At 67.2% G+C, this 26,442-nt stretch carries 22 protein-coding genes and 1 pseudogene; 8 read left to right on the plus strand and 15 right to left on the minus strand.

Annotated elements, in window-relative coordinates; genetic code table 11:
- Window positions 1–193 precede the first annotated feature (193 nt).
- The gene (locus tag RN02_RS21775) at window positions 194–1,198 is read right to left on the minus strand and encodes a FecR family protein (RefSeq protein WP_043316739.1); all 1,005 of its coding nucleotides are present in this window, start codon (window positions 1,196–1,198) and stop codon (window positions 194–196) included.
- Between the two features lie 161 nt (window positions 1,199–1,359).
- On the opposite strand from RN02_RS21775, the gene RN02_RS21780 reads away from it, so the two are divergent.
- Complete coding sequence (locus tag RN02_RS21780; protein WP_043316742.1) at window positions 1,360–1,842, plus strand: sigma-70 family RNA polymerase sigma factor; 483 nt, start codon at window positions 1,360–1,362, stop codon at window positions 1,840–1,842.
- Window positions 1,843–2,433: 591 nt separating this feature from the next.
- Here RN02_RS21780 and RN02_RS21785 read toward each other — a convergent pair.
- Window positions 2,434–3,690, minus strand: a complete 1,257-nt coding sequence (locus tag RN02_RS21785; protein WP_152623802.1) for an OprD family porin — start codon at window positions 3,688–3,690, stop codon at window positions 2,434–2,436.
- 196 nt (window positions 3,691–3,886) lie between these two features.
- The gene (locus tag RN02_RS21790) at window positions 3,887–4,756 is read right to left on the minus strand and encodes a 3-hydroxybutyryl-CoA dehydrogenase (RefSeq protein ID WP_043316744.1); all 870 of its coding nucleotides are present in this window, start codon (window positions 4,754–4,756) and stop codon (window positions 3,887–3,889) included.
- Between the two features lie 496 nt (window positions 4,757–5,252).
- On the opposite strand from RN02_RS21790, the gene RN02_RS21795 reads away from it, so the two are divergent.
- On the plus strand, window positions 5,253–6,299 hold the full coding sequence (locus RN02_RS21795) for an MBL fold metallo-hydrolase (RefSeq protein WP_082033859.1): 1,047 nt from the start codon (window positions 5,253–5,255) through the stop codon (window positions 6,297–6,299).
- Window positions 6,300–6,306: 7 nt separating this feature from the next.
- On the opposite strand, the gene RN02_RS21800 is transcribed toward RN02_RS21795, so the two are convergent.
- Window positions 6,307–6,690 carry a cupin domain-containing protein gene (locus RN02_RS21800; RefSeq protein ID WP_043316748.1) on the minus strand — a complete coding sequence of 128 codons (384 nt, stop codon included), beginning with the start codon at window positions 6,688–6,690 and terminating at the stop codon, window positions 6,307–6,309.
- Window positions 6,691–6,956: 266 nt separating this feature from the next.
- On the opposite strand from RN02_RS21800, the gene RN02_RS21805 reads away from it, so the two are divergent.
- The gene (locus RN02_RS21805; protein WP_052267789.1) at window positions 6,957–8,351 is read left to right on the plus strand and encodes a spinster family MFS transporter; all 1,395 of its coding nucleotides are present in this window, start codon (window positions 6,957–6,959) and stop codon (window positions 8,349–8,351) included.
- Between the two features lie 224 nt (window positions 8,352–8,575).
- On the opposite strand, the gene RN02_RS21810 is transcribed toward RN02_RS21805, so the two are convergent.
- From RN02_RS21810 to RN02_RS21820, 3 genes are read right to left on the minus strand one after another with little or no spacing between them, the layout of a single operon-like run.
- A complete protein-coding gene (locus tag RN02_RS21810; RefSeq protein ID WP_043316751.1) occupies window positions 8,576–10,330 on the minus strand; it encodes an N-acyl-D-amino-acid deacylase family protein in 1,755 nt (584 codons plus the stop codon).
- The gene (locus RN02_RS21815) at window positions 10,327–11,067 is read right to left on the minus strand and encodes a sulfite exporter TauE/SafE family protein (protein WP_043316753.1); all 741 of its coding nucleotides are present in this window, start codon (window positions 11,065–11,067) and stop codon (window positions 10,327–10,329) included. Before RN02_RS21815 ends, RN02_RS21810 begins: the two co-directional genes overlap by 4 nt.
- Entirely contained in the window at window positions 11,064–11,987 is a 924-nt protein-coding gene (locus RN02_RS21820) for a bile acid:sodium symporter family protein (protein WP_043316755.1), read from the minus strand. The genes RN02_RS21815 and RN02_RS21820 overlap by 4 nt, the downstream gene beginning before the upstream one ends.
- A gap of 144 nt (window positions 11,988–12,131) precedes the next feature.
- Between RN02_RS21820 and RN02_RS21825 the strand changes: the two genes are divergently transcribed.
- A complete protein-coding gene (locus tag RN02_RS21825; RefSeq protein WP_043316757.1) occupies window positions 12,132–13,097 on the plus strand; it encodes an AraC family transcriptional regulator in 966 nt (321 codons plus the stop codon).
- A 1-nt stretch (window position 13,098) separates the two neighbouring features.
- Here the strand turns inward: RN02_RS21825 and RN02_RS21830 are convergent, their stop codons facing one another.
- From RN02_RS21830 to RN02_RS21845, 5 genes are all read right to left on the minus strand, one after another.
- Complete coding sequence (locus tag RN02_RS21830; RefSeq protein ID WP_043316759.1) at window positions 13,099–13,467, minus strand: DUF3509 domain-containing protein; 369 nt, start codon at window positions 13,465–13,467, stop codon at window positions 13,099–13,101.
- A gap of 178 nt (window positions 13,468–13,645) precedes the next feature.
- Entirely contained in the window at window positions 13,646–13,801 is a 156-nt protein-coding gene (locus tag RN02_RS33990) for a hypothetical protein (RefSeq protein ID WP_009621884.1), read from the minus strand.
- Window positions 13,802–13,952: 151 nt separating this feature from the next.
- Entirely contained in the window at window positions 13,953–14,375 is a 423-nt protein-coding gene (locus tag RN02_RS21835) for a hypothetical protein (RefSeq protein WP_043316762.1), read from the minus strand.
- A 178-nt stretch (window positions 14,376–14,553) separates the two neighbouring features.
- The gene (gene ftsH / locus RN02_RS21840; protein WP_043316819.1) at window positions 14,554–16,368 is read right to left on the minus strand and encodes an ATP-dependent zinc metalloprotease FtsH; all 1,815 of its coding nucleotides are present in this window, start codon (window positions 16,366–16,368) and stop codon (window positions 14,554–14,556) included.
- Between the two features lie 223 nt (window positions 16,369–16,591).
- Window positions 16,592–16,864, minus strand: a complete 273-nt coding sequence (locus RN02_RS21845) for a DUF1652 domain-containing protein (RefSeq protein ID WP_009621889.1) — start codon at window positions 16,862–16,864, stop codon at window positions 16,592–16,594.
- Window positions 16,865–17,891: 1,027 nt separating this feature from the next.
- Here RN02_RS21845 and RN02_RS21850 point away from each other — a divergent pair.
- Both RN02_RS21850 and RN02_RS21855 read left to right on the plus strand, forming a co-directional pair.
- Window positions 17,892–18,830 carry a Dyp-type peroxidase gene (locus RN02_RS21850; protein WP_043316765.1) on the plus strand — a complete coding sequence of 313 codons (939 nt, stop codon included), beginning with the start codon at window positions 17,892–17,894 and terminating at the stop codon, window positions 18,828–18,830.
- Window positions 18,831–19,222: 392 nt separating this feature from the next.
- Entirely contained in the window at window positions 19,223–21,967 is a 2,745-nt protein-coding gene (locus RN02_RS21855; RefSeq protein WP_407733531.1) for an ATP-dependent Clp protease ATP-binding subunit, read from the plus strand.
- Window positions 21,968–22,134: 167 nt separating this feature from the next.
- Here the strand turns inward: RN02_RS21855 and fdhD are convergent, their stop codons facing one another.
- Window positions 22,135–22,965: a formate dehydrogenase accessory sulfurtransferase FdhD gene (gene fdhD, locus RN02_RS21860; RefSeq protein WP_043316767.1), complete on the minus strand. Its 831-nt coding sequence runs from the start codon at window positions 22,963–22,965 to the stop codon at window positions 22,135–22,137.
- Between the two features lie 512 nt (window positions 22,966–23,477).
- On the opposite strand from fdhD, the pseudogene moaB reads away from it, so the two are divergent.
- Together moaB and RN02_RS34595 are read left to right on the plus strand one after the other, a co-directional pair.
- Window positions 23,478–24,017: pseudogene (moaB, locus tag RN02_RS21865) on the plus strand (molybdenum cofactor biosynthesis protein B).
- 14 nt (window positions 24,018–24,031) lie between these two features.
- Complete coding sequence (locus tag RN02_RS34595) at window positions 24,032–24,211, plus strand: helix-turn-helix domain-containing protein (RefSeq protein WP_052267791.1); 180 nt, start codon at window positions 24,032–24,034, stop codon at window positions 24,209–24,211.
- On the opposite strand, the gene RN02_RS21875 is transcribed toward RN02_RS34595, so the two are convergent.
- The gene (locus RN02_RS21875; protein WP_043316770.1) at window positions 24,196–25,095 is read right to left on the minus strand and encodes a bestrophin family protein; all 900 of its coding nucleotides are present in this window, start codon (window positions 25,093–25,095) and stop codon (window positions 24,196–24,198) included. The genes RN02_RS34595 and RN02_RS21875 overlap by 16 nt on opposite strands.
- Before the next feature lie 20 nt (window positions 25,096–25,115).
- On the minus strand, window positions 25,116–26,120 hold the full coding sequence (moaA, locus tag RN02_RS21880; RefSeq protein WP_043316773.1) for a GTP 3',8-cyclase MoaA: 1,005 nt from the start codon (window positions 26,118–26,120) through the stop codon (window positions 25,116–25,118).
- Between the last annotated feature and the right edge of the window lie 322 nt (window positions 26,121–26,442).

Genomic DNA, 26,442 nt, shown 5'->3' on the forward strand with positions numbered 1-26,442 from the left:
CCGGAAGACTTTTTTCGCGGGCATGGATTGGAGGGGGGGGCACGCAGGGGCGATGGCTTTTCGTAGGATGGGTTGAGCTTGCGAAACCCATGCGGTTGGGGGTGATCGCTCAACCCATCCTACGACGCGCGCCTTGTAGGCGCGGGCCCTGCCCGCGATTCGCGCGCAGGGCGCGCTCCTACAGGTGGATCTGTCAGAGCGGCACGTACCTGCTGGCCAGGGTGATGCTGCCGTCGTCGTGCCGGCGCATTTCCAGCGGCAGCACTTTGGGCAGGGAGTCGACCAGCGCCTGCAGGTCGCTGGTGTCGTAGATGCCGCCGATGCGCATGGCCGCCACCACCGGGTCGTCCAGGCGCACCGGGTGCGCCAGGTAGCGGTTGATCTGCGGGATGGCCGCCTGCAGCGGCTGGTCCTGCAGCACCAGGCGGCCGTCGAGCCAGGCGATGGCGTCGCCCGGGGCCACCTGGGCCAGTTCGAACTGCCCGGTGGCGCTGCTGTAGCGGGCCTGCATGCCCGGGGTCAGCTGGGCGGCGTTGCTGTCCACGCCGGGCGGCGGGGTGACTATCACCGAGCCTTCCAGCAGGGTGACCAGCATCTGGTTGGCGTCGGTCCAGACGTTGAAGCGGGTGCCGGTGACGCGCACGCTGCCGTTGTCGGTGCGTACCGTGAACGGCTGCAGGGCGTTGTGGCTGACGCTGAAGTAGGCCTCGCCGCCGCTGCCCAGGCGGGCGTCGCGGCGGTCGCGGTAGAGGGCGAAGAACAGGCTGGAGTGGGCGTTCAGGCGCACCTGCGAATCATCCGCCAGGCGCACTTCGCGCGGCGTGTCCGTGGCGCTGTAGTAACCGATGCGCGACGGCAGCCAGCCGGCGGACCAGCCCGTCGACCAGACCGTGCCCAGCGCCAGGCAGGCGATGGCCGCGGCGGTGGCGAAGCGCTTGATGCGCGAGCGCCGTGGTCGCGCAGTGGTGCGTGGAGGATGCGACAGGGGCGCTCGCGCCGGGGCCTGCAGGCGTTCGGCCAGGCGCCAGATTTCCAGCATCGCCAGGTATTCGTCGCGGTGCCGCGGGTCTTCGGCGCACCAGGCGTCGAAGGCGTCGCGCTCGGCCTGGGTGCAGTCCGCCTCGTGCAGGCGCGAGCACCAGCGCGCGGCTTCGGCGCTCAGGCTCTGGTCGTCATGCTCGGCGGGGGGCTGGTTCATCGAAGGCTTCCACGGCTGGGCGGCGAAGTGCGCCCAGATCACGCTTTCTTTTCGGCTTGATGCGAGTGATTATAATTACCTCCGGCGCGGGCTGTCAGCCAGCGTCGGCTGCGAGAGCCGATCTTACCCGCAAGCCCCCTAACGGGCGGAGCGCTTTTTTCTTGATTCGCTACTACCAGGAACTGACCGCCTTCCTCAGTCGCACCCTGGGGGACCGCCATGCCGCCGCGGACCTGACCCAGGAGACTTTCCTGCGCCTGCTCGACCGCAAGGCCGAGGAGCGCATCGAGCAGCCGCGGGCGTTCCTCTTCAAGACTGCCGTCAATCTCAGCATCGACTTGCGCCGGCGGGCGCGTATCCGTCGCAACGAGGACCTGGAGGCGCTGGACCGTGAAGGTTGCCTCGATGAGCGTTGTCCGCAGACCGAGGCTATCCAGCAACAGCAGTTGCTGATGTTGCATCGGGCTTTGGCGCAGTTGCCGGAGAACTGTCGGGAGGCGTTTCTGCTGCGCAAGGTGGAGGGCTGTTCCCATGCCGAGATCGCTGAGCGTCTGGGGATTTCGCGGGATATGGTGGAGAAGCATATCGTCAATGCCATGCGGCATTGTCGGCAGCGGTTGTTGCAGTGGGGTGGGCAGGAGTAGGGGGAACCATGGGGCTCACGCCCCGTCATGCCCGCGAACGCGGGCAACTGTCTTGGTCTGGGTGTTTCTGTGCCGCTCCGAGTTTGCCCGGCCTGCTGAAGGGGCGTTTCGCTGCGCTCGGAGGTTTCTCTGGAAGTCCGAATTGCGGACAGAGTCCGCTCCTACGCCCGGTTTCCCTGGAACGTAAAAGCCACTCTTCGAGGTGCTCTTCGTAGGATGGGTTGAGCCTGCGAAACCCATGCGGCTGCGGTGATGGGTATCGCTTCGCTCAACACCATCCTACGGGGTGGTTTGCCGGCAGGCGTAGGAGCGGACTCAACGCCTCCGCCGCAGGCCCCCTCTCCCTCCGGGAGAGGGCTGGGGTGAGGGGGCTCTGGAGCCCGCCGCGCAATCCCAACCCTGAATCGCAGACGAAAAAAAGGCCGTTACCGAGTCGCGGGGGAAGCGGGGGTGGTAACGGCCTTGATGCTTCAAAACCAGGCGAGCAACACCTGATGGGGTAATAAGCTAGCAAATTGTTCGCAGGCTAATGATGAATGCGCTTGATAGTGCATATGGGCCGGGACGATGGTTCGCCGCGGACCCGGGGCATCAGAGGATGCTCAGCGGGTACTCGATGAAGGCGCGCACCTCGTTGAGGTCCGGGCCGACGTCGTTGTCCGCGCGGTAGATGGAGTTGCGCAGCTTGAACGACAGGTCCTTGGCCGGGCCGCTCTGGATCACATACTTGACCTGGTTGAACAGCTCGCGCTCGGTGCCGTCGGAGTCGCCGCCGGTGTCGATGTTGTCGCCGCGTACGTAGGCGATCTTGTAGGTCAGCCCGGGCACGCCGTAGCCGCCGAAGTCCAGCTCGTAGCTGGCCTGCCAGGAGCGTTCGTCCTTGAGGTTGAAGTCGGCGTAGTAGGAGTTGGCCAGGTAGATGGTGCCGCCGCCGTCGCCGTAGTCGTAGGCGTAGCCGGCATCGCCGCTGCTGCGCTGGTGGGCGAGGATGAAGGCGTGCGGGCCGACGCTGTACTTGGCCGCCAGGCTCCAGATGGTGTTGCGGTCGTTGTCGCCGTCGCCGCCGAAGTCCAGCGCGGCCTGGGAGCCGTCGTCGTACTTGGTGCGGTAGATGTTGAAGTCGAAGTTCAGCGCCTGCTCGGCGGCCAGCGGCAGGCTGTAGTTGACGTTGGCGTAGGTCTTGGCGAAGACGTCGCGCACGTCGCTGTGGTAGAGCGCCACGCTGAGGTCGTCGGTGACCGCGTAGCTGCCGCCGTAGAGGTAGATCTCGTCCAGGTGGTTGGGGTCGCGCGCCGGGCTGCCCATGGGGCTGTCGGCGGTGAACTTGCCGGCGTTCAGCTGCAGGCCCTTGATCTCCTCGCTGGTCAGCAGGGTGCCGGTGAAGGATTGCGGCAGCATGCGCGAGTCGTCGCGGGAGAGCACCGGCAGGTCGGGGAACTGGTTGCCGTACTTGATCACGGTATTGGAGAAGCGCAGCTTCACCGCGCCGCCGGCCTCGGACAGGCTGTCCACCGGCTTGCCGTCGTCGTGTTCGTTGAAGATGCCGGTGTAGTTGCGCCCGCGGCCGCTGTCGAGCTTGACGCCGAGCAGGCCGTAGGCGTCGACGCCGAAGCCCACGGTGCCCTGGGTGAAGCCGGACTCGAAGGTGCCGATGAAGCCCTGGCCCCAGACCTTGGCGTCGTTGGTGTGGTCCTTGTAGTCGCGGTTCCAGTAGACGTTGCGCAGCAGCAGGTCGAGCCTGGCGTCCTCGATGAATCCCTTCGCCTCGTCCTGGGCGCTGGCCTGGGCCAGTTGGGTGCCCGCGGCCATCACGGCGAAGGCCAGCGCGTGGCGTTTCATGATCCTCATGGATATAGCTCCTTTGGTTTCCAACTTTCAGGTTTTAGCAGTTTTTCGTGCTATCACCAGTGACCGGGTTGTCATTCGTCGGAAATTTCCTACGGCTGGAAACCGCGTGCTAGAGCCTGCCGCTGAGAATCGTGTGATAGCTATCTAATGGCGCTTGGCTGGCGGAAGGGGCGCAAGGCCCCTTCTTCGAGGGCGGTCAGTAGCTGAAGAAACCCTGGCCACTCTTGCGGCCCAGGCGGCCGGCCGCGACCATTTCCTTGAGCAGCGGGGCAGGGCGGTACTTGGAGTCGTCGAAGCCGTCGTAGAGCACCTGCATGATCGCCAGCAGGGTGTCGAGGCCGATCAGGTCGGCCAGGGCCAGCGGGCCGATCGGGTGGTTGCAGCCCAGTTGCATGCCGGCGTCGATGTCGGCGGCGCTGGCCAGGCCTTCCTGGAGCACGAAGATGGCCTCGTTGATCATCGGCACCAGGATGCGGTTGACCGCGAAGCCCGGGGCGTTCTTCACGCTCACCGCGGTCTTGCCGACCAGGCCGGCGAAGGCCAGGGCGCGGGCGTGGGTCTCGTCGGCGGTCTGCAGGCCGCGGATCACTTCCAGCAGGCCCATCACCGGCACCGGGTTGAAGAAGTGCAGGCCGATGAAGCGCTGCGGGTTGCGCACCACCACCGCCAGTTGGGTGATGGAGATGGACGAGGTGTTGCTGGCGATCACGCAGTCGGGGCCGACCAGCTCGTCCACCTGGCGCAGGATGCGCAGCTTGAGTTCGAGGTTCTCGGTGGCGGCCTCGATCACCAGGTCGGCGTCCTTCAGCGCGGCGTAGTCGGTGCCGCCGTGGATGCGCGCGAGGATGCCCGGCTTGTCGGCGGCGGCCAGCCTGTCCTTCTTGATCAGCCGTTCGAGGTTGCCGTCGATGGTCTTCAGGCCGCGTTCGACGGCGACGTCGGACACGTCGATCATCGCCACCTGGAGCCCGGCCGCGGCGCACACCTGGGCGATGCCGTTGCCCATGGTGCCGGCGCCGATCACGCCGATCTTGCGGATGCCGGGAGTGGTGTCTGCTGTACTCATGCCTGTCGTTCCTCTGCGATGAATGAAGCGCCCCGCGGCGCCGGCGGCGACGATAGCGCAGGCGCCGGCCCAGGGCGAGCCTCCTGCGGGACGGGGGCTGGCAGCTGTGACTTTGCCGAGGGCATATGCGCCATTTCATGGCGGGTTAGTCTATGTGGGTGGGGTTGGGGATGAGTCTTTGGCACAGTATTGTCGTGGGCGTCCGGCATGGCTGGTGAGTCCAATCGCGGACGAAGTCCGCTCCTACGCCTGTGCTTCCCTGGAGCTGTAGGAGCAACTGTCTCGCCGACTGCGCCGAGCTGCTTTTCGTAGGATGGTGTTGAGCTTGCGAAACCCATGCTGCCGCGGTGATGGGTATCGCTTCGCTCAACACCATCCTACGAAAAGCCATGCTCGCTCATGCCGTAGGAGCGGACTCCGTCCGCGATTCGGACTTCCAGAGAAATCTCCGCGCGCACCGGAACGCCCCTTCGGCATGAACAACCCAGGCAACCCCATGAAATCCGAACGCATCCCCCTGGACTACCCCTGCGGCCCCGCTCCGGACCCCGGCGCCAGCCGCGAGATCGCTCCGGGCGTGCACTGGCTGCGCATGCCTCTGCCGCTGAGCCTCGACCACATCAACCTGTGGGCCGTGGAAGACGGCGACGGCTGGGCGCTGTTCGACACCGGCATGCACACCCAGGCCACCCTCGACGCCTGGCGCACGCTGCTGGCCCCCGGCGGCGCGCTGGGCGGGCGGCGGCCGACGCGGCTGTTCGTCACCCACATGCACCCGGACCACGTCGGCCTGGCCGGCTGGCTCACCCGCGAGTACGGCTGCGAACTCTGGATGACCTTCGGCGAATACATGAACTGCCGCGTGCTGGCCGCCGACAGCGGCCGCGAGGCGCCGCCGGAAGGCGTGCGCTTCTACCGCCGCGCTGGTTGGGACGAGGCGGCCATCTCCCATTACCGGGCGCGCTTCGGCGGCTTCGGCAAGTTCATCTGGCCGCTGCCGGAAAGCTACCGGCGCCTGCGCGACGGCGAGCGCATCCGCATCGGCGCGCACGACTGGCGGGTGGTGGTGGGTTCCGGGCATTCCCCCGAGCACGCCTGCTTCCATTGCCCCAGCCTGCGCCTGCTGGTGGCCGGCGACCAGGTGCTGCCGCGCATCTCGCCGAACGTCTCGGTGTTCCCCACGGAGCCGGCGGCCGACCCGCTGGGCCAATGGCTGGAGTCTTTGGCCAAGGTGCGCCGCGAGGTGCCCGACAACGTGCTGGTGCTGCCGGCCCACAACGAACCCTTCCAGCCCCTGCACGCACGCCTGGAGCACCTGGAGCGTGGCCACCAGCGCGGCCTGGAACGCCTGCAGGAACTACTGGACGGAGGCCCGAAGCGCGCCATCGACCTGTTCGGCGCGCTCTTCGCCCGGCGCATCGACCAGGACCTGCTGGCCCTGGCCACCGGCGAGTGCCTGGCCAACCTCAACTACCTGGCGCAGCGCGGCCGGGTGACGGCCAGCGAGGACGGGCAGGGCGTGGCCTGGTACAGCCTGGCCTGAGGCGGGCTCAGACCCACACGTCGTTGGGCGCGGTGCGCTCGCCGCCCTGGTCGCCGGTGTTGAGCACGCCGCGCGGCTCGATCAGCAGCACCTGCACCTCCTGCGCGGCGAAGGGCTTGTGCTCTACGCCGCGGGGCACCACGTACATCTCCCCGGCGCGCAGCTGCACGGCGCTGTCGCGGAAGTCGATGCGCAGCTCGCCGTCGAGCACGATGAAGGTCTCGTCGGTGTCGGCGTGGCTGTTCCAGACGAACTCGCCTTCCAGCTTCACCAGCTTGAACTGGTAGTCGTTCATCTCGGCCACCACCCGTGGCTGCCACTGCTCGTGGATGGCCGCCAGCTTGGCAGCGAGGTTGACCGGCTGGTAGGGGCGTGGGGATGTTTGCGGCATGTTTCAGCTCCTGGATCATCGAGTGGCCAGGGTAGGGCGCCCAGGGCGCGGGCGTCTTGCATATTCCTGCGCATGGGTGCGGTGGCGGGGCGGATTTTCCGCCTAAGGAAATCCCCAATGCCTACGGGAGCCTACCCCCATGCCGAGGCCGTTTCCCCGTATGGTCCGCCCCGGGGCCCATCCCCTAAGGTGCCCCTGGCCCCGCCCTTCGAGGGCGAGGGCGCCTTGCAGCGACACGCCTGCCCATAACGACAAGAGACCTCGCCATGAACCCTTCCTCCTCGTGCCGCGCCCCGCGCACGGCTCCAGCCGCCATCGACGCCTGCGCGGCGCGCCCGGCGCGCAAGCGCTACGCCTACGAGTGGTACGTCGTCAGCCTGTGCATGGTGGCGTACATCTTCTCCTTCGTGGACCGGCAGATCCTGGCGCTGATGATCGAGCCCATCAAGGCCGACCTGCAGCTCAGCGACACCCAGTTCAGCCTGCTGCACGGGCTGGCCTTCTCGCTGTTCTACGCGGTGATGGGCTGGCCCATCGCCTACCTGGCCGACCGTTTCTCGCGGCCGCGGATCATCGCCGTCGGCGTGGTCTTCTGGAGCCTGGCCACCGCCGCCTGCGGGCTGTCGAAGAACTTCCTGCAGATGTTCCTGGCGCGCATCGGCGTCGGCGTGGGCGAGGCGGCGCTGTCGCCGGCGGCCTACTCGATGTTCAGCGACCTGTTCCCGCGGGAGAAGCTGGGCCGCGCGGTGGGCATCTACTCCATCGGCTCCTTCCTCGGCGGCGGCCTGGCCTTCCTGGTCGGTGGCTACGTCATCGACCTGCTCAAGGACACCCACGCGCTGGTGCTGCCAGTGCTGGGCGAGGTCAAGGCCTGGCAGCTGACCTTCTTCATCGTCGGCCTGCCCGGGGTGCTGGTGGGCCTGCTGATCTGGCTGACCGTGCGCGACCCGCAGCGCCAGGGCCTGAGCCGTGACGCCAGCGGCCAGGCCAAGGCCGTGGCGCCGGGCGACGGCGTGCGCTTCCTCGGCCGCCACCGGCTGACCTTCATCTGCCTGTACCTGGGCTTCTCCTGCTACGCCATGGCCTTGTACGCCATGCTCAGCTGGACCCCGGCGCTGTACATGCGCAAGCACGGCCTGGACCCGGTGAGCACCGGCTACACCCTGGGCGTGGTGCTGCTGCTGGCCAACACCGCCGGCGTGTACTGCGGCGGCTGGCTGACCGACCTGCTGGCCCGCCGCGGCCACGGCGACGCGGCCATGCGCACGGGCGTGATCGGCGCCATCGGCATGCTCGTGCCGGTGGCACTGTTCGCCGTGGTCGAACCGCTGTGGCTGTCCCTGGCGCTGCTGGTGCCGGCGATGTTCTTCGCCTCCTTCCCCCTGCCGACCTCCACCACGGCCATGCAGAACCTGGCGCCGAACCAGGTGCGCGCGCAGGTCTCGGCGATCTTCCTGCTGGTCAGCAACCTGCTGGCGGTGGGCCTGGGCACCACCCTGGTGGCGCTGATCACCGACCGGGTGTTCGGCGACCCGGCGGCGGTGGGGGCGTCGATCGCCATCGTTTCCGCAGTGGCTGCGTTGCTGACCATCGGGCTGTTGTGGAAGGGCTGCGGCAGTTATCGCGCGAGCCTGGTGCGTGAACAGGCGGAGCGTGCCTGAGCGGACTCCGTCCGCGCTTCGTGCCACAGGGAATGGCGTGGGTGGGGCAGCGTAGCGGATCTTATCCGCGAACCGCGCCGGTGGTTCCGGCTATCGCGGACAAGGTCCGCTCCTACGGGGACATGCCGTGCCTCCCGGAAACCTGTAGGAGCGGGCCCTGCCGCGCGAAATCGCGCGCAGGGCGCGCTCCTACAGGGGAATGGCGTGGGTGGGATTCATCCGCGCTACGCCGGCACCACTTCGCGGCCCGGCAGGAAGCGTCCGAAGCCGCGTTCCTTGCCCAGCGCCTCGGCGAAGCCGCTTTCCCGCCGGTACGCCACGCGCCCGTTGATCACGGTGGCGTCCACCGCCGCATCGTTGCGTTTCACCAGGCGCACCAGCCCGAGGTTTTCCATGGGCGCTTCGCTCACTTCGTCCAGCTCGTCGGTCAGCCCCTCGGGGTTGACGATCACCAGGTCGGCGCGGTCGCCCACGCGCAGGTAGCCGGCGTCCAGCCCGGCGAAGTCGGCCAGTTCGCCGGTCAGGCGCTGCACCGCGCGGCCCGTGTCCATGAACGGTTGGCCGGCCAGTTCGGCGTCGCGCACGTACTTGAGCAGGCGCAGCGGGAAGTTGTACTGCGCGTGGGACGCCAGGTGCGCGCCGGAGTCGGCGAAGCCCGGCTGCGTCCAGGGGCTGGCCAGCAGCTTGGCCATCACCTGCGGGCGGTGGTTGCCGTAGCAGGTGGTCCACTTCAGCGCGTTGCGGTACTGGCTGGCCAGGTCGAAGAAGGCGTCCACCGCATCCTTGCCCTGCTGCTGGCCGATGTCCTCGAAGTTGCGCCCGATCAGGCTCGCGTCCGGGCATTCGCGCACCCAGCAGTCGGAGAGGCGGCGGTGCCACAGGCCCAGGCTGAGGGTGGCCTTGATGTCCTTGCGGAAGCGCTCGCGGAAGGCCGGGTCCTGGATGCGTGCGTACAACTCCTCCGGGTCCTTGATGTCGCGGAGGATTTCGCCGGCGCCGAACTCCTCGAAGCCGTTCATGTTCAGCCCCTCGATGCGCACGTTGAACGGCGCCGGCAGCGTCTGCCAGCGGAAGCGCCCGCGCAGCACGCGGTTGGCCAGCCAGCCGGAGGCGCGGGTGATGCGGTGCATGAAGGGCTGCGACTTGAGGTCCAGGGCGGTGAGCATGCTGCACTTGAGCGGCCGGCGGAACCAGCCGTGGGCCTGCCAGAGGAAGGCGAACACGTTGATCTTGGTCACCGCGTTGGGCGCGCCCTGCATCAGCGCGCCGCGCCGGCGCAGCACGGCGAACAGCCGGGAGAACTCCTTCCAGCTGGCGAAGGTGGAGGGCAGCGGGCTGGACCAGGCGCGCTCGCCGTCCATCTTGTCCAGCCGCGTGGTCATCACCGAGAGGCCGAAGCAGCCGGCGTCCAGCGCCTCGTTGAGCAGCTGCTCCATGCGCTGCAGCTCGGCCTCGGTGGGCTTGGCGCCGCTGGTGGCGCGTTCCAGCCCCATCACCGCCACGCGCAGCTCGGAATGGCCGAGGAAGGAGCACAGGTTCGGCCCCAGCGGCAGTTGCTCGTAGAAGGCCCGGTAGCCGGCGGCGTCGCGCCAGGTGCGTTTCTCCCGCAGGATCGGCAGCACCACCTCGCGCGGCACCGCCTCGACGCGGGTGAACAGGTCGGAGCAGTCCTCCGCCTCGCCCAGCACCATGCTGATGGAACAGGAGCCGAGGGCCACCGTGGTCACGCCGTGGCGCACCGATTCCTTCAGCGCCGGCGCGGCTATCACCTCGGCGTCGTAGTGCGAGTGGATTTCCAGGAAGCCCGGGGTCACCCACTTGCCGGCGGCGTCGAGCACCTGCGGGCAGCCGGCCTCGTCCAGCGGCGAGGCGCTCAAGGTGTCGATGCGCCCGGCGCGGATACCCAGGTGGCGCAGCGCGCCGGGGGCGCCGCTGCCGTCGAAGTAGAGGCCGTTCTTGACGATGATGTCGTAGCTCACAGGAGGCTCCAGGGAGACAGCAGCAGGACCCCGCTGACCAGCAGCAGGAGGTGGATGGCCAGGCGGAAGTGGCGTTCCGGGCAGCGCCGGTGCAGGTGCTCGCCCAGCCACAGGCCCAGCGGCAGCAGCGGCGCGTAGGCCAGCACCTGGGGCAGCGCCGGGCGCAGCCGGCCGTCGACCAGGAAGGCCAGGGTAAGCAGGCCGTTGAGGCTGAACCAGACGCACACCAGGGTGGCGCGCAGGCGCGACTTGTCCAGTTGCTGGCCGGCCAGGGCGTAGACCAGCAACGGCCCGCCGGAAGCGAACAGGCCCTGGCAGACGCCGGCTGCGCCGGTGGCCAGGCGCATCGCCCAGGCCGGCACCTGGCCCCTGGGCGTGCCCTTGGCGCTGCGCTGCAGCTCGCGGGCGGCGAACCACAGGATGAGCAGGCCGAGGCCGCGCTTGAGCAGTTGCGGGTCCAGCCAGGGCAGCAGCAGGTAGCCAGCCACCATGCCCAGCAGCATGCCCGGCAGCAGGGTGGCCAGCAGCAGCCGCCACTGCACCAGGCGCCGGTGGCGCCAGGCCAGGTAGCTGGTCAGGCCGACGTTCAGCGGCACCAGCACCGGCAGCAGCTGTTCGATGGGCAGCAGCAGGGCGCCGAGGGACAGCGCCAGCACCACGCTGCCGAAGCCGGTGACCGCTTCCAGGGTGTAGGCCAGCAGAATGAAGCTGCCCAGGGCAGGGGCCACGTAGCTCATGGCGTTCTCCCCCCGGCGGCGGCGAGCTTGGGCAGCGGCGCGCGGCGCGACCAGAACAGCGCCAGGCCCAGCCCGGTGAGCAGTTGCCAGCAGCCCCAGAAGGCGGCGATCAGCAGCATGCCGCCGGCCTCGGGGAAGAAGGTGAGGATCAGCGCCATGCCCAGCGCCGAATTGTGGATGCCGCTTTCCAGCGTCACCGCGCGCACGTCGGCCTCGCCCAGCCGGCAGGCCCGCGCGCACAGGTAGCCCAGGCCCAGGGCGGCGCCGTTGAGCAGCGCCACCAGCCAGAAGAACAGGTGGAAGTAGGCGACGAACTGCGCGTAGTTCTTGATGAAGGCCATCACCACGAAGGCCGCCAGCACTAGCAGCGAGAACACCCGCATGGGCTTTTCCAGGCGCCGCGCCAGTTGCGGGCGGCGCCGGCCCAGGGCCATGCCGGCGAGCATCGGCGCCACCAGCACCAGCAGCACCGTGGCCAGCAGCTCCAGCGGATCGATGTGGATCTGCGTGAGCAGCGCGCGGGTCTCCGGCGCAAGGCTTGCGTAGAGGGCGAAGTTGAACGGCGTGAAGAACCCGGCGGACAGCCCGGACACCGCGGTGACGCTGGCCGACACCGCGACGTTGCCGCGGGCGAGCCAGGTCATGACGTTGGAGAAGCTGCCGCTGGGGCAGGTGGCCACCAGCAGCATGCCCAGGGCCAGCTGCGGGTCGATCGGCAGCAGGTTGGCCAGCAGGCAGGCGCTGGCCGGCAGCAGCAGGAACTGGATGAACATGCCGATCAGCGGCGCCTTGGGCGCGCGGACGATGCGGGTGAAGTCCTCGCGGCGCAGTTCCAGGGAGACGCCGAACATCATCAGCGCGATGATCGCGTTCAGGGCCAGCATCGAGGCGCCGGCGAATTCCAGGTGGACGGTGGGCATCAGCGCGCCTCCCTAAGGGGCGCGGGGCACGGTTTGCAAGGCATGCGCGGCTCGTTTGTATTTCTCGTTGTAATGGGCAAGGATACCCGCCCCGCGCCGCGCTTTGCTGGCTCAATCAGGACTTTTTCCGGTTATTTCGGGACCATGCCCAACAGCCCCTCGATCACCGTGCATTACGCCCAGGGCATCCTCCAGGCCGCTACGCGCCAGGGCCTGCAACTGCCCGCCGACCTGCGCGAGCTGGGCCGCGAGGCGCGCATCCCGCTGGCGCGCCAGGACGAGCTGTGGGAGGGCATGTGCGCCGCCAGCGCCGACCCGCTGCTGGGCCTGCGCCTGGGCAGCGCCCTGCAGGTCGGCCACCTGGACATGGTCGGCGCCCTGCTGATGAGCTGCGAGAGCTTCGGCGAAGCCCTGGAAGCGCTGCTGGAGTACTACCCGATCATCGCCGAGGGCAGTGAATTCGCCCTGCGCCGCGAAGCCGGCGGCGTTGCACTGGTCTACCGCCCCAGCTACCGCGTGCGCCGCGAGGCGCGGGTGGAGGCGGTGCTGGCCAGCCTGGTGCGCCTGAGCGCCTGGATCACCGGCGAGCGCGTGCATCCGCGGGCGGTGCGCATCGGCCACCCGGCCCGTGGCGAAGCGGGCAGTTACCAAGAACTACTGGGCCTGCTGCCCGACTTCAGTGCCGACGAGGATGGCCTGCTGTTCGCCGAAAACGACCTGCAGGTGCCGTTGATCCAGGCCAATGCGCCCATGCGCGAGCACCTGCGCCAACTCGCCGACGCCCAGTTGCAGCGCCTGGGCGCGCAGAGCCTCGCAGCGCAGGTGCAGGGCCTGCTGCGCGAGCACCCTCAGTGGGGCAAGGAGCGCATCGCCGAACGCCTGGGCCTCAGCGGGCGGCACCTGAACCGGCGCCTGGCCGAGGAGGGCAGCAGCTTCAAGCTGTTGCGCGAGCGGGTGCTGCACGCCATGGCCGAGCAACTGCTGCACGGCCCCGCGCGGCTGGCGGAAGTGGCCGAGCGCCTGGGCTTTTCCGACGAAAGCGCCTTCGCCAAGGCCTTCCGCCGCTGGAGCGGCATGACCCCCGGGCAGTTCCGCCAGGGCGCGGACTGACTCAGGCGTTGGCCGCCAGGGCGCGCAGGCGCTCGCCGGCCACCACGATCTTGCGCTGGCGGTGGCGGCCCTGGCCGGGGTTGAAGGTCTGCAGTTCGATGCGCTTGCGGAAGCAGTCCACCTGGTCCTCCTGCAGGGGTTGGCCCTCGGCGGTCAGCAGGTCGCGGCGGATGCGTTCGATGAAGCTGTTCAGGCGCGCCGGGTCGCGCCACTCGCTGGCCGGGATCGCCCAGGTGGTCAGCAGGCGCCGGTTCTCGTGGTCACGCAGCCTCAGCAGCAGGCCGCCGTCCGGGCGCTGCTGGAGGTCGACGCGGTAGTCGCTGAACTGTTCGCCGAGGAGTTGCGGGGCTTGGCTACGGTCGTTGTGCATGACGCTCTCCCTTGGTATCCGTGAAGCCGATGGGAGAGCCGTTGCAGCATGCGTTCCAGCTTCGCTTGAAAATTTTCTCTTTTTAAATCAGCTGGTTATTCGATAGCGATAGAGACGCGTCCGTGCATTTCGCACGATTGCACGAAGCCTGCACGGCAGAATGCAAGCTCCGCGGCGCTCAGTGCTGCTCGTCGATCACGCCTTCCTGGTGGGCGGCGGACAGGTGCGGCTCCTGGCCGCTGTCGACCGGGTCCAGCTCCACCAGCTCCTCCAGTTCGTCGGCTTCCCTGGTCACCACCGGATCGGGGTGCGGGGTATCCACGGGGCTTTTCATAGGGGCACTCCTGCAAGGGGCATCGCAGCTCTTACCTTTGCTCGGACCGCACGCAGGCGGACGCGTGCGATCCATTTCATGCGCACAGTGTCGCGCGAAAACCCGCCCGCGCGAGGCGAGGAACGGCAGGCAAGGCAAAAGGGGGCGGCTGCTAGAAGCCGCTGACTCGTCGGTGCCCCGGCTCGTCCAGGTGCATGCCGAAGGCCAGCTGGAAGAACTCGGCGAGCTGTTCGTCGAGCACCTCGCCGTCCAGCGAGTCCAGTTGCGCGCCCAGGCGGCGCATGCGCTGGCCATGGGTGGCGTACTGCTCATGGACCAGGCCCTGGAGTTCGGTATCGGCGACGATGCGGTAGAAGCTCGGCTGCTGGCTGCTGCCCAGGCGGGCGAACAGGCACAGTTGCAGGTGGTCGTCCTCGTCCACGAGCAGTTCGACCTGGCAATCCAGGCCGCGGTCGCGGGCGAAGCGGCTGGCTTCCTCGAAGGCGGGCAGGGCCTTCTGCAGGACGTGGGTCTCGAAGGTGAAGAGGAAATCTTCCTCCGCGGGCCCCGAGGCCCTGGGTGCAGAGTCGTACATGCCGGCGGCTCCTGTGCGGGGGATAAGGAAACACGCAAACGGACCACGCAATCCCGGCGCCACACCTCGACCGCGCCGGACGACAACGCCCATGACACTTGCCTGGCGCCAATCTGTCAATGAGTTCCCCGGCATATGCGCGGCGCTGCAAATAGCCAGGGGTTCGAAGCGGCCGGGCTCAAGGCGCCGGCGCGCCGGCCAGGGCGGGGAAATCCTCCGGGGTGAGGGTTTCGCGCTCCAGCAGCAGTTGCGCGCCGGCCTCCAGGTCGCTGCGGCGTTGCTCCAGCAGGGCCCGGGCGCGGCGGAAGGCTTCGTCGATCAGCTCGCGCACGCACAGGTCTACCTCGCGGGCGGTCTGCTCCGAGTAGTCCTTCTCGCGCAGCCCCGCCAGGTGGCCGTTGTCGCCCGCGAGATAGGGCGCGCTCTGCCGCTCCAGCACGGCCTGGCCGAGCTGCTCGCTCATGCCGAAGCGCGTCACCAGTTGGCGGGCGATGTCGGTGGCCTTGGCCAGGTCGTCGGCGGCGCCGGTGGAAATCTCGTCGAACACCAGGGCCTCGGCGGCGCGCCCGGCCAGCAGCACCACCATGCGGTCCTTGAGCTCCTGGCGGCCGATCAGGAAGCGGTCCTCGGTGGGCCGCTGCAGGGTGAAGCCCAGGGCGCCGATGGAGTGGGGAACGATGGAGACCTTGTGCACCGGGTCCATGCGCGGCAGCGAGGCCGCGGCCAGGGCGTGGCCCATCTCGTGGTAGGCCACCACCTTGCGTTCCTGCGGCAGCAGCAGCCGGCTGCGCCGCTCGGCACCGGCGACGATGCGCTCCACCGCGGCGGTGAAGTCGGCCATGCCCACCGCCTCGGCGCCGCGCCGGGTGGCGCCGATGGCGGCTTCGTTGACCAGGTTGGCCAGGTCCGCGCCGGTGAAGCCGGTGGTGATGGCGGCGATCTGCCCGCAATCGAGGTCGGCGGCGGCGCTAACGCGTTTCAGGTGCACCCGCAGGATGGCCTCGCGGCCCCGGCGGTCCGGGCGGTCGATGAGGATCTGGCGGTCGAAGCGGCCGGCGCGCAGCAGGGCCGGGTCGAGCACTTCCGGGCGGTTGGTGGCGGCCAGCAGCACCACGCCTTCGCGCGGGTCGAAGCCATCCAGCTCGGCGAGCAACTGGTTGAGCGTCTGCTCCTTCTCGTCGTTGCCGCCGAAGGCGCCCAGACCGCGCATCTTGCCCAGGGCGTCCAGCTCGTCGATGAAGATGATGCAGGGCGCGGCCTTGCGCGCCTGCTCGAAGAGGTCGCGTACCCGCGCGGCGCCCACGCCGACGAACAGCTCGACGAACTCCGAGCCGGAGATGGAGAAGAATGGCACCCCGGCCTGGCCGGCCACGGCCTTGGCCACCAGCGTCTTGCCGGTGCCGGGCGGGCCCACCAGCAGGATGCCCTTGGGAATCCGCGCGCCCAGGCGGCTGTAGGTGGGGCGGTCCTTGAGGAAGGACACCACTTCCTGCAGCTCGGACTTGGCCTCGTCGATGCCGGCAACGTCGTCGAAGGTCACCCCGGTGTCGCGCTCGACGAACACCCGCGCCTTCGACTTGCCGACGCTGACCATGCCGCCGAAGCCCTGTTTCTCGGCCAGCCCGCGGAAGAAGAACACCCACAGGCCGAAGAACAGCAGCACCGGCAGCAGCCAGCCCAGCAGCTTGGCCAGGCCGCTCTGGGTGACGCCGGAGAAGTCGACCTGGGCTTTCTCCAGCTCCGCCGCCAGCTGCGGCTCGACGCGGTTGGTGGTGAAGCGCGTGCGGCCCTGGATCGGCTCCTTGAGGGTGCCGCTGATGCGCTCCTGGTCGACGCGCAGATCGCTGACCTTGCCGGCGTCCAGCAGGCGCTGGAACTCGCTGTAGGGAATCGGCGCCTCGGCCGAGTACTCGCCCAGCCAGTTCTGCACCAGCAGCATGGCCACGAAGGCCACGACGAAATAGCCGAGGTTCCATTGATGGTGCTTTTCCATGGCCATGCTCGCTCCCGTGCCGGCAGGGGGATGGATGCACGCCGGGCTCCGGCGTTGGCGCCATTGAGGCACGAACCGCGGCGCGGGAACTTGGCCGGGATCAAACAAAGGCGGAGGCGGCGTGTGCGAAGGATAGCCGCCGGGCTCAGTGGCCGCCGCGTTGCAGTTGGAAGCGGCAGACCTGGCCGCCGCGCAGCAGGCTCCAGGGTGGCCCGAAGCGTGGCTAGCCGGGCGCCAGGCTCAGGGGCTTGGCTGGCCGCTGCTGTTCCGACAGCGCCATGTCCAGCGCCTGGCGCAGCTCCAGAGCCAGTTTCGCCACGGCGCGCAGGCTGTCCCAGTCGTGGCGGGGGATCTGCGGGATGGTCAGTTCCACGTCGCAGCTGTTGGGCGCGAGCAGTTGCACGGTCATCGAGCCGTCCGCTTCGAGGGTGCACTGGCAGCGGTAGGGCGTGAAGCTGTCTTCGAGAATGCGTTTGGCCTGCAAATAGGTTTGCATCGGGTGGCTCCCGAGTTATCGACTTGATTGAAGCGGGTCCGCAGGGTACGGCGAAGCTGGGATCGGTCGTCCGATCACGCCGAAAAGCCGACGTCAGGAAATGAACAGTAGCTTGCTAGCGAGTTGCCGTTATAACGATTTCTCATCTGCAACCAGCGAACGCTCCTTTCGGCAACCGCCTCGCCGCCCGGCAGCGCCATGGTGGCAGGGGCAGGGCGGGCCCGGCGACGGACCCGGGGGAACGCGGTGAGCGCCTGACCTTGCGCGGCAGGGACGATCCCTGGGCCACCTGGCGCGACACCCTCCAGCGCCTGACACAGCGGATGTGGCGGCAGTTGGGGGAGGCGCGCCAGGTGCCTGTGTGCGATTCACCCGGTTGTTTTTGTGGAGGTTTCAACGATGGATAATCGCGGACGGAGTTCGCTCCGGTTCCAGGAAGCACGGCTTTTCGTAGGATGGCGTTGAGCGAAGCGATACCCATCAGCGCAACCGCATGGGTTTCGCAAGCTCAACCCATCCTACGAAAAGCGCCTCGGTGCAGTCGGCAAGACAGTTGCTCCTACATTGTTTTCCGGGTTATTCCCGCGAACGCGGGACGCGGCTCCATCGCGAACAGCGCTTGCGCTGGCCCGAAGGGGAATAACCCAATAGACAGTTGCTTATAAGCGCATCCGGATATCGCAGCGGCAGGTATGTTCCAGGCTTCCAGATAAAGAGCGGCTATCCACGGGTGGATATACGATATCGCCGTATAGAATTACCGGGCCTGGAATGATCGTTTGGACTACATAGACGTCGACAGCGGAACGCCCTCCTATAAATCCGTGCCGGTTCGGGTGATGCGCTCGGAAGTCAACTGAACCAAGTTGCCCAACATATAACCGGGGTGCCAATGGCACCCCTTTATTTTTCAGCCTTACTTGCAGTTCGGAATAAAACCATTCGGCACGCGCGATGACGATTGTCATGCGCCCGCTATTATCTGGTAGTCTCGAACGCCCAACCGTGATGGTAGTTGCCAAGCAAAATGACAGAAGAACTCCCCAATCCCCAGGCAGTCGACAGTCCGATCACCAGTAGCGCGATCTTTCTCGTGATGACGCTGGTTTCCGGCGAGGAAAACCGCGATGCCGTGCGCGCATTGTGCGGGGATATCGCCGCCCTGGTGCGTTCGGTCGGCAAGCGGGCGCCGGCGGGCAATCTTTCCTGCGTCGTCGGCTTCGGCTCCGACGCCTGGGACAGGCTGTTCGGCGCGCCTCGCCCGGCGGCGTTGCACACCTTCCGCGAAGTGGGTTCCGGCGAGCGCGTGGCCGTTTCCACGCCGGGCGACATCCTGCTGCACATCCGCGCGGACCAGATGGACCTGTGCTTCGAACTGGCGACCCAGGTGGTCACCCGGCTGGGCAAGGCGGTGGAGGTGGTCGACGAAGTCCAGGGCTTCCGCTACTTCGACATGCGCAGCATGGTCGGCTTCGTCGACGGCACCGAGAACCCTGCGGGCCGCGAGGCGGCCCACTTCACCCTGATCGGCGACGAAGACCCCGGCTTCACCGGCGGCAGCTACGTCATCGTGCAGAAGTACCTGCACGACATGGCCGGCTGGAACCAGCTGTCCATCGAGGCCCAGGAGCGCATCATCGGGCGCACCAAGCTGTCCGACATCGAGCTGGACGAATCGGTCAAGCCGAGCTGCTCGCACAGCTCCCTCACCACCCTGGTCAAGGACGGCAAGGAAGTGAAGATCCTGCGCGACAACATGCCTTTCGGCCGGCCGGGGGCGGGGGAGTTCGGCACCTATTTCATCGGTTATGCCCGCTCGCCCGAGCCCATCGAGGAAATGCTGCAGAACATGTTCGTCGGGCGCCCGGCGGGCAACTACGACCGCCTGCTGGATTACAGCCGCGCGGTGACCGGCAGCCTGTTCTTCGTGCCTTCCGCCGACCTGCTGGAACAGCTCGGCGAATAACTTTCCCTATCCGGGCGATTTTCCGGTAACTTCCCCGGACTATTGCGGCGACTCACTTCGCCGCAATAGTTTCGCAGCAACTCTGAAGTTGCTCCGGCATGTTCCGCTGAGTTTCCGCCGTTTCATTGTTTTGTAACTATAGCGTCGCTGCTTATCATCTTTCGTTGCTTGGCTATCGTCGATTTCGTCTGGCGCTCTTCCACTTCCCGGACTATGGTGAACGGACGGTGTAATAGCCGTTCCTGCTTTTCGAGTTCTCCTGTCTCTTTCGTTTCGAAAAAAACAGTGCATGTCCAGGCTTCGGGTTCGTTATTGAACTCATCCACGGGTATGCGCTGCTGGAGATGCGGCCGCTCGATTACAAGCGCCCACTTGTTGCGTGGAGAAAGTTCATCATGGCGACTCTCTGTGAAATCTGTAATGCGCGACCCGCCGTTGCCCGCGTGACCGTCGTACAGAATGGCGAGCGCAAGTCGATGTCGATCTGCGACCACGACTACCGTCAGTTGATGCGGCACCAGAGCATGCTCAATCCGTTCGACTCGCTGCTGGGGGGCGGCGGGCTTTCGCGCTTCTTCGACAGGTTCGGCGGCGCGGGCGAGGAGGGCGATGGCTTCGGCATGGCCGCCGAAGTGCCCCGCGAGTCGGTCGATGCCACCGACGCCTTCAGCGCCCAGACCCTGGAGATTCTCCAGCGCGCCGCGGAAAAGGCCCACGAGCTCAGGCGCAACGAGCTGGACACCGAACACCTGCTGTACGTGCTGGCCGACACCGACGTGGTGGTCGCCCTGCTCAAGGAGATGAAGCTGTCCCCGCAGGACATCAAGGGCTACATCGACCAGCACGCGCAGACCGGCAACGCCTCCGCCGACGCGCCGGTGGACCGCATGACCATCTCGCCGCGCCTGAAGAAGGCCTTCCAGCTGGCCTTCCAGGCCTCGCGGGACCTGGGGCATTCCTACGTCGGCCCGGAGCACCTGCTGATCGGCCTGGCCTCGGTGCCCGAGAGCCTGGCCGGCACGCTGCTGAAGAAGTACGGCGTGACCCCCGAGACGCTGCGCCAGAAGGTGGTCAAGATCGTCGGCAAGGGCGCCGAAGACGGCCGCGTGGATACCCCCAGCGGCACGCCGACGCTGGACAAGTTCGGCCGTGACCTCACCCAGCTGGCGCGCCAGGGCAAGCTGGACCCGGTGCTGGGGCGGGCCCAGGAGATCGAGAACGCCATCGAGGTGCTGGCCCGGCGCAAGAAGAACAACCCGGTGCTGATCGGCGAGCCCGGCGTCGGCAAGACGGCGATCGTCGAAGGGCTGGCCCAGCGCATCGTCAACGGCGACGTGCCGGAAGTGCTGCGCGGCAAGCGCCTGGTGGAGGTGAACCTGAACTCGATGGTCGCCGGCGCCAAGTACCGCGGCGAGTTCGAGGAGCGGGCCAAGCAGCTGATCGACGAAGTCACCGCCAAGCACGACGAGCTGGTGCTGTTCATCGACGAGCTGCACACCATCGTCGGCGCCGGGCAGGGCGGCGAGGAGGGCGGGCTGGACATCGCCAACGTGCTCAAGCCGGCCCTGGCCCGCGGCGAGCTGAGCCTGATCGGCGCCACCACGCTCAACGAGTACCAGAAGTACATCGAGAAGGACGCCGCGCTGGAACGCCGCTTCCAGCCGGTGTTCGTCCCCGAGCCGACGGTGGAGCAGACCATCGTCATCCTCCGGGGCCTGCGCGACAAGCTCGAGGCCCACCACCAGGTGACCTTCGCCGACGATGCCTTCGTTGCCGCCGCGGAACTCGCCGACCGCTACATCACCAACCGCTTCCTGCCGGACAAGGCCATCGACCTGATCGACCAGGCCGCCGCCCGCGTGCGCATCGGCGCCACCTCGCGGCCGGCGGACATCCAGGAACTGGAGGCGGAGATCGCCCAGCTCAAGCGCGAGCAGGACTACGCCACCTCGCGCAAGCGCTTCGACGAGGCGAAGAGCTTCGAGGAGCTGATCGGCGAGAAACAGACGCAGCTGGAGGAACGCTCCGAGGCCTGGGAGCGCAAGACCGGTTCCGAGACCCTGGAGGTCACCACCTCGTCCATCGCCGAGGTGGTCTCGCGGCTGACCGGCATCCCGGTGGCGGAGCTGACCCAGGAAGAACGCCAGAAGCTGCTGAAGATGGAAGAGACGCTGCGCGAGCGGCTGATCGGCCAGGAGCACGCGGTGGTGGCGGTCAGCGATGCGGTGCGCCTGTCCCGCGCGGGCCTCGGCCAGGCCCACCGGCCCATCGCCACCTTCCTGTTCCTCGGCCCGACCGGGGTGGGCAAGACCGAGCTGGCCAAGGCGCTGGCGGAGAGCGTGTTCGGCGACGAGCAGGCGATCATCCGCATCGACATGTCCGAGTACATGGAGCGCCATGCCGTGGCCCGGCTGATCGGCGCGCCGCCCGGCTACGTCGGCTACGACGAGGGCGGCCAGCTGACCGAGCGCGTGCGCCGGCGGCCGTATAGCGTGATCCTGCTGGACGAGATCGAGAAGGCCCACCCCGACGTCAACAACGTGCTGCTGCAGGTCTTCGACGACGGCCGGCTCACCGACGGCAAGGGCCGGGTGGTGGACTTCAGCAACACCATCATCATCGCCACCAGCAACCTCGGCGCCTCGATCATCATGGACAACCTCGAACGCCCCGAGGCCGAGCGCATGGACGACAAGGCGCTGCGCGACGAGCTGATGGGCGTGCTCAAGGGGCACTTCCGTCCGGAGTTCCTCAACCGCGTCGACGACATCATCGTGTTCCATGCGCTGTCCCGCGACGACATCCGCGCCATCGTCCGCATCCAGCTGCAGCGGGTGGTGCGCACGGCGGCCGCGCAGGACATCACCCTGACGGTCGATGAGTCCCTGGTCGATCACCTGGTCGACGTGGGCTACCAGCCCGAGTTCGGCGCCCGCGAGCTGAAGCGGCAGATACGCCAGGAAGTGGAGACGCGCCTGGCGCGGGAAATCCTCGGGGACAAGGTGGTTTCCGGAGACAGCATCGCCCTGGGCTACGACAAGGAGGCCGGCAAGGTGACCCTGGAGAAGGGCGGCGCCCAGCCCCCGGCGGCCGAGCCGCCCGCGCCGCCGGCCGATGCGGAGCAGACCGGAACCTGAAGACGGGCGGACGGGTAGCGCTCCCGGCGGGCGCTACCCGTGCCGTCACCAGCGCTCGCCGGCATCGAAGCCCTGGCTCATCCAGCCTCCGGTCACCGTGGGGAGGAACGCCACCTCGTCGCCGCGGACTCATGGGCTTTCTTCATCGGGACTCCGGGGCGCGCGGGTCAGGGCGCCGGGCTGTAGAGCCTGGGCAGGCTGTGGTGGGGAAGGTGGATGAGGTTGAGCTGGTTGCGGCGCGCCCATTCCACGGTCAGGGCGGTGGGCGCCGAGAGGCTGACCAGGGTGCCGATGCGTGCCCGCACCGCCTTGTGAATGAGTTCCAGGCCGCAGCGGCTGGTGACGACGACGAAGCCCTCGGCGGGCTCGAAGCGCGCCTGGGCCATGGCGCCGATCAGCTTGTCCAGGGCGTTGTGCCGGCCGATGTCCTCGCGGCACAGGCGCATCTCGCCCTGGGCGTCGAGGTACAGGGCGGCGTGCAGGGCGCCGCTGTCGCGGGCGACCGTCTGGGCGGCGTTGATGCGCTCGCGCAGGCCCTCCAGCAGGCGCGCTTCCGGCAGCGGCGCCAGGCGCAGCGGGGTCAGCGCCGGCAGCGCCTGGTCCAGCGCTTCGACCCCGCAGATGCCGCAGCCGCTGGTGCCGGCCAGTTGCCGGCGGTGGTTCTTCAGCGCCCAGAAGGCGCGGTTGGTTATTTCGACCTGGGCCAGGTACGACTCGCCGGAACCGGTGATTTTTATATCGCGGATTTCATCCGGGGAAGTGACGATTTCATTGGTCAGGCTGAACCCCCTGACGAAGTCTTCCATATTACCTGGCGATATCATCATCACCGCTTGGTTGATGCCGTTATAACTGATGGCCAATGCCGTTTCCCGGGCAAGTACGGTCTCGCCGATTATCCAGCTCTCGCCCAACTCGACATAACTATAGGTTTGCGCGGGCGCGGGCGGCGCATTGATATCGGATATATCGGTTCGAGCTTCGTCGATCAGCTCCATCACGGCACCTTGTGTCTTATTGCCTGTTTTCAGGTTACGCAGGCGATCAAATAACGTCCAATCGCTTGTTCCGATCCGTCAATAAGACTCCTCTATGACGGAAACGACGCATTCGATGCAGGCCGGAAGTTGCTTTCACGGCCGGGTACGATGGCGCCGCTCTGCGCCGCCAGCAGCGCTTCGGGGCTGTTCAGGTTCTGCAGGCGCAGGGCAGGCCCTTGGCCTTTCCTCCCATTCTCCGGCCCCTTCCACCGGCGAGCAGAAGTCTGGAGCAGGGTATTTCGATAGTGCTCATGCTCGTTGTATCCGAAGGCTCGGAATCGAAGGCGGAAAACTGCAGAACTTGCAGCGGATGCGTCCAATTGAAAATGCTTACCGGAAGATAGATGCGCCTTATGGAAACACTCTTCTTGTCGATAGAAGACTCCGATCGGAGGGTTTGCCATATCGATTGGACGATGCCGGTCTTTGTCTCTAGTTTCCACGGAAACTTCCAACTGGAGCGATGCCCCGTGAGTGTCAAACCGAATACGGAATTCATTCCGCTGAACATCGCGGTATTGACCGTCAGCGATACGCGAACTTTCGAAAACGATACGTCGGGCGAGTTGCTGGCGAGCCGCTGCGTCGAGATCGGCCATCGCCTGGTGGCGCGCGTGCTGCTCAAGGACGACCTCTACCGGATACGCGCGCAGGTCGCCGCCTGGATCGCCGAGGAGGGGGTGCAGGTGGTGCTGATCACCGGCGGCACCGGCTTCACCGGCCGCGACAGCACCCCGGAGGCCGTCGCCTGCCTGCTGGACAAGCAGGTCTAGGGCTTCGGCGAGCTGTTCCGCGCGCTGTCGATCCTCGACATCGGCAGCTCCACCGTGCAATCCCGCGCCCTGGCCGGCCTGGCCAACGGCACCCTGGTGTGCTGTCTGCCGGGCTCCACCGGGGCCTGCCGGACGGCCTGGGAGGGCATCCTGGTCGAGCAGCTCGATTCGCGGCACCGCCCCTGCAACTTCGTCGCGCACCTCAAGCCCGGCAACGCCTGCGGGCCGCGCCAATGAAGGGCGCGGCGCCGATGCCGGTCGACGAGGCCCTGGGCCGCCTGCTCGACCTGGCGCAAGGCTCGCCCATCGCCGATATCGAGGAAATCGCCTACACCCTGGGCTACACCGACCTGGCCAACTTCCGCCGCGCCTTCAAGCGCTGGGAGGGCATGCCGCCCTCGGCGTACCGTGCCGCTCAGCTGAGGACGTAGTCCACCGGTTGCAGGGGCGGCGGCAGGTCCCTGTAGCCCAGGGCGCCGAGGATGTCGCGCTCGATGACGCGGACCATGGCGTCGGTGGGCAGGTCGTTCTCTTCGCGGCCGAAGGGGTCTTCCAGCTCGTTGCTGATGGCGTCCAGGCCGAAGAAGGTGTAGCTGACGATGGTGGTGAAGATGGGCGCCATCCAGCCCAGCGGCTCGGCCATGGCGAAGGGCAGCAGTATGCAGAAGATGTAGATGGTGCGGTGCAGCAGCAGGGTGTAGGGGAAGGGGATGGGCGTGGCCTTGATCCGCTCGCACACGCCCTGGGCATCGGTGAAGGCGGCCAGGCGCTGCTCCAGGGTCACGTAGCGCCATTCGCTGATGCGCTTCTCTTCGGCCAGCTGCGAGCAGACGCTGCCGATGTGCTGGAGGATGCCGTCGGTGATGTTGTGCGCGGCGATCGGCGTGTCGCTGGCGAGCCAGGGGCGGGCGGCCTTCAGCTCGTCCTCGTTGCGCAGCCGCGCGTTGAGCGCGTGGGCGTAGCCGCAGAGCGCGCGCAGCAGGCGTTCGCGCAGGGCGGCGTCGCTGATGGCGACGCTCTCGCGGATGAACGAGCGCATGTCGATGATCACCTTGCCCCAGGTCTTGCGGCCTTCCCACCAGCGGTCGTAGCAGGCGTTGTTGCGGAAGCTCATGAAGATCGACAGCGACAGCCCCAGCAGGGTGAAGGGCGTGGCGTTGACCCGCGCGAAGAACGCCGGATGGCGGCTTTCGACGAGCACGATCAGCGAAGCCAGCAGGGTGACCAGCAGGCTGCGGAAGGCGATGCGCTTGGCGATGGAGCCCTTGAGCGTGAACAGCACGCGCAGCATGTCGGGTTGCGATTGGACGATCATGGCGATTCCGGAAGGGGCGGCTAGCCGCCGGTCATGTTCATGAAGCGCAGTATCTGCACTTCGCCGCCGACCTCGAAGTGGTGGCGCTGGGGCTTGAGCCGCATGGCCTGGCGGATCGCCTTGTCCAGCCGTTCGGCGTCGCCGGGGTGGGCGCGCAGCACCTGCTTGAGGTCGGCCGAATGCTCGTTGCCCAGGCACAGCAGCAGGCGGCCCTCGACGGTCAGGCGCACGCGGTTGCAGCTGCCGCAGAAGTTGTGGCTGTGCGGTGAGATGAAACCGATGCGGATTTCCGGCGCCTCGGCCAGGCGGCAGTAACGCGACGGGCCCTGGGTGGATTCGGCGGATTCGATGAGGGTGAACCGCTCGCCGATGCGCTGGCGCACCTCGTCGCTGGAGCAGTAGGACTCGTCGCGCTGATGCTCGTCGATCACGCCCAGGGGCATTTCCTCGATGAAGGCGATGTCCAGCTGGCGGTCGATGGCGAAGCGCACCAGGTCGACCACCTCGTGGTCGTTGCGGCCCTTGAGCACCACGCAGTTGAGCTTGGTGTGGCGGAAGCCGGCGCGGCGCGCGGCGTCGATGCCGGCGATCACCTGCTGCAGGTCGCCGGTGCGGGTGAGCGCCTTGAAGCGCTGCGCATCCAGGCTGTCGAGACTGATGTTCAGGCGCGCCAGGCCGGCGTCGTGCAGCGGCTGCGCCAGGCGCTGCAGCTGCGAGCCGTTGCTGGTCATGCACAGCTCGCGCAGGCCGGGCAGGGCGGCGATGCGCGCGCACAGCTCGACGATGCCCTGGCGCACCAGGGGCTCGCCGCCGGTGAGGCGGATCTTGCGCGTGCCCAGGGCGACGAAGCGCTCCGCCACGCGGTACAGCTCGTCGAGGGTGAGGATGCGCTGGCGCGGCAGGAACTGCATGTTCTCGGCCATGCAGTACACGCAGCGGAAGTCGCAGCGGTCGGTCACCGACATGCGCAGGTAATCGATCTTCCGATTGAAACCGTCGATGAGTTCGCCAGTATTGTCATTCAATTCCGAGTTGCCTCTCGAAGTGATCGTTCATTGCTCTTTGCACGCAAGCGTTGGCATCTTCTTATTAATGCTCTGGCGATCTTCGAGGTGAGGCTAGTCAGTTCGTCCAGGGGCGTCAAATTGCTTTTGATTACCGGTTGATAAGAGTGATCTATCAAGCGCCTTAATTGTCAGTTACGCCCTTCTACTGCGGGCATTCCAGGGCTGATAGACGGTTCTGATCAGGGTTTAATTTATTTCGATTGGACGCAATCTCCGCTTCTCAATAGCCTGATGTCACAAGGCGAACCAATGTCTTTCCAGCTTTCAGGTCGATTGTTCT

The organism is Pseudomonas sp. PI1, from assembly GCF_000812405.1.
GTDB classification, from domain to species: Bacteria; Pseudomonadota; Gammaproteobacteria; order Pseudomonadales; family Pseudomonadaceae; genus Pseudomonas; species Pseudomonas citronellolis.

Coding starts and splice junctions, on each gene's coding strand:
- RN02_RS21775 (WP_043316739.1), bottom strand. CDS start 1,198: ATGAACCAGCCCCCCGCCGAGCATGACGACCAGAGCCTGAGCGCCGAA.
- RN02_RS21785 (WP_152623802.1), bottom strand. CDS start 3,690: ATGAGGATCATGAAACGCCACGCGCTGGCCTTCGCCGTGATGGCCGCG.
- RN02_RS21790 (WP_043316744.1), bottom strand. CDS start 4,756: ATGAGTACAGCAGACACCACTCCCGGCATCCGCAAGATCGGCGTGATC.
- RN02_RS21795 (WP_082033859.1), top strand. CDS start 5,253: ATGAAATCCGAACGCATCCCCCTGGACTACCCCTGCGGCCCCGCTCCG.
- RN02_RS21800 (WP_043316748.1), bottom strand. CDS start 6,690: ATGCCGCAAACATCCCCACGCCCCTACCAGCCGGTCAACCTCGCTGCC.
- RN02_RS21805 (WP_052267789.1), top strand. CDS start 6,957: ATGAACCCTTCCTCCTCGTGCCGCGCCCCGCGCACGGCTCCAGCCGCC.
- RN02_RS21815 (WP_043316753.1), bottom strand. CDS start 11,067: ATGAGCTACGTGGCCCCTGCCCTGGGCAGCTTCATTCTGCTGGCCTAC.
- RN02_RS21820 (WP_043316755.1), bottom strand. CDS start 11,987: ATGCCCACCGTCCACCTGGAATTCGCCGGCGCCTCGATGCTGGCCCTG.
- RN02_RS21825 (WP_043316757.1), top strand. CDS start 12,132: ATGCCCAACAGCCCCTCGATCACCGTGCATTACGCCCAGGGCATCCTC.
- RN02_RS21830 (WP_043316759.1), bottom strand. CDS start 13,467: ATGCACAACGACCGTAGCCAAGCCCCGCAACTCCTCGGCGAACAGTTC.
- RN02_RS33990 (WP_009621884.1), bottom strand. CDS start 13,801: ATGAAAAGCCCCGTGGATACCCCGCACCCCGATCCGGTGGTGACCAGG.
- RN02_RS21835 (WP_043316762.1), bottom strand. CDS start 14,375: ATGTACGACTCTGCACCCAGGGCCTCGGGGCCCGCGGAGGAAGATTTC.
- ftsH (WP_043316819.1), bottom strand. CDS start 16,368: ATGGAAAAGCACCATCAATGGAACCTCGGCTATTTCGTCGTGGCCTTC.
- RN02_RS21845 (WP_009621889.1), bottom strand. CDS start 16,864: ATGCAAACCTATTTGCAGGCCAAACGCATTCTCGAAGACAGCTTCACG.
- RN02_RS21850 (WP_043316765.1), top strand. CDS start 17,892: ATGACAGAAGAACTCCCCAATCCCCAGGCAGTCGACAGTCCGATCACC.
- fdhD (WP_043316767.1), bottom strand. CDS start 22,965: ATGGAGCTGATCGACGAAGCTCGAACCGATATATCCGATATCAATGCG.
- RN02_RS34595 (WP_052267791.1), top strand. CDS start 24,032: ATGCCGGTCGACGAGGCCCTGGGCCGCCTGCTCGACCTGGCGCAAGGC.
- RN02_RS21875 (WP_043316770.1), bottom strand. CDS start 25,095: ATGATCGTCCAATCGCAACCCGACATGCTGCGCGTGCTGTTCACGCTC.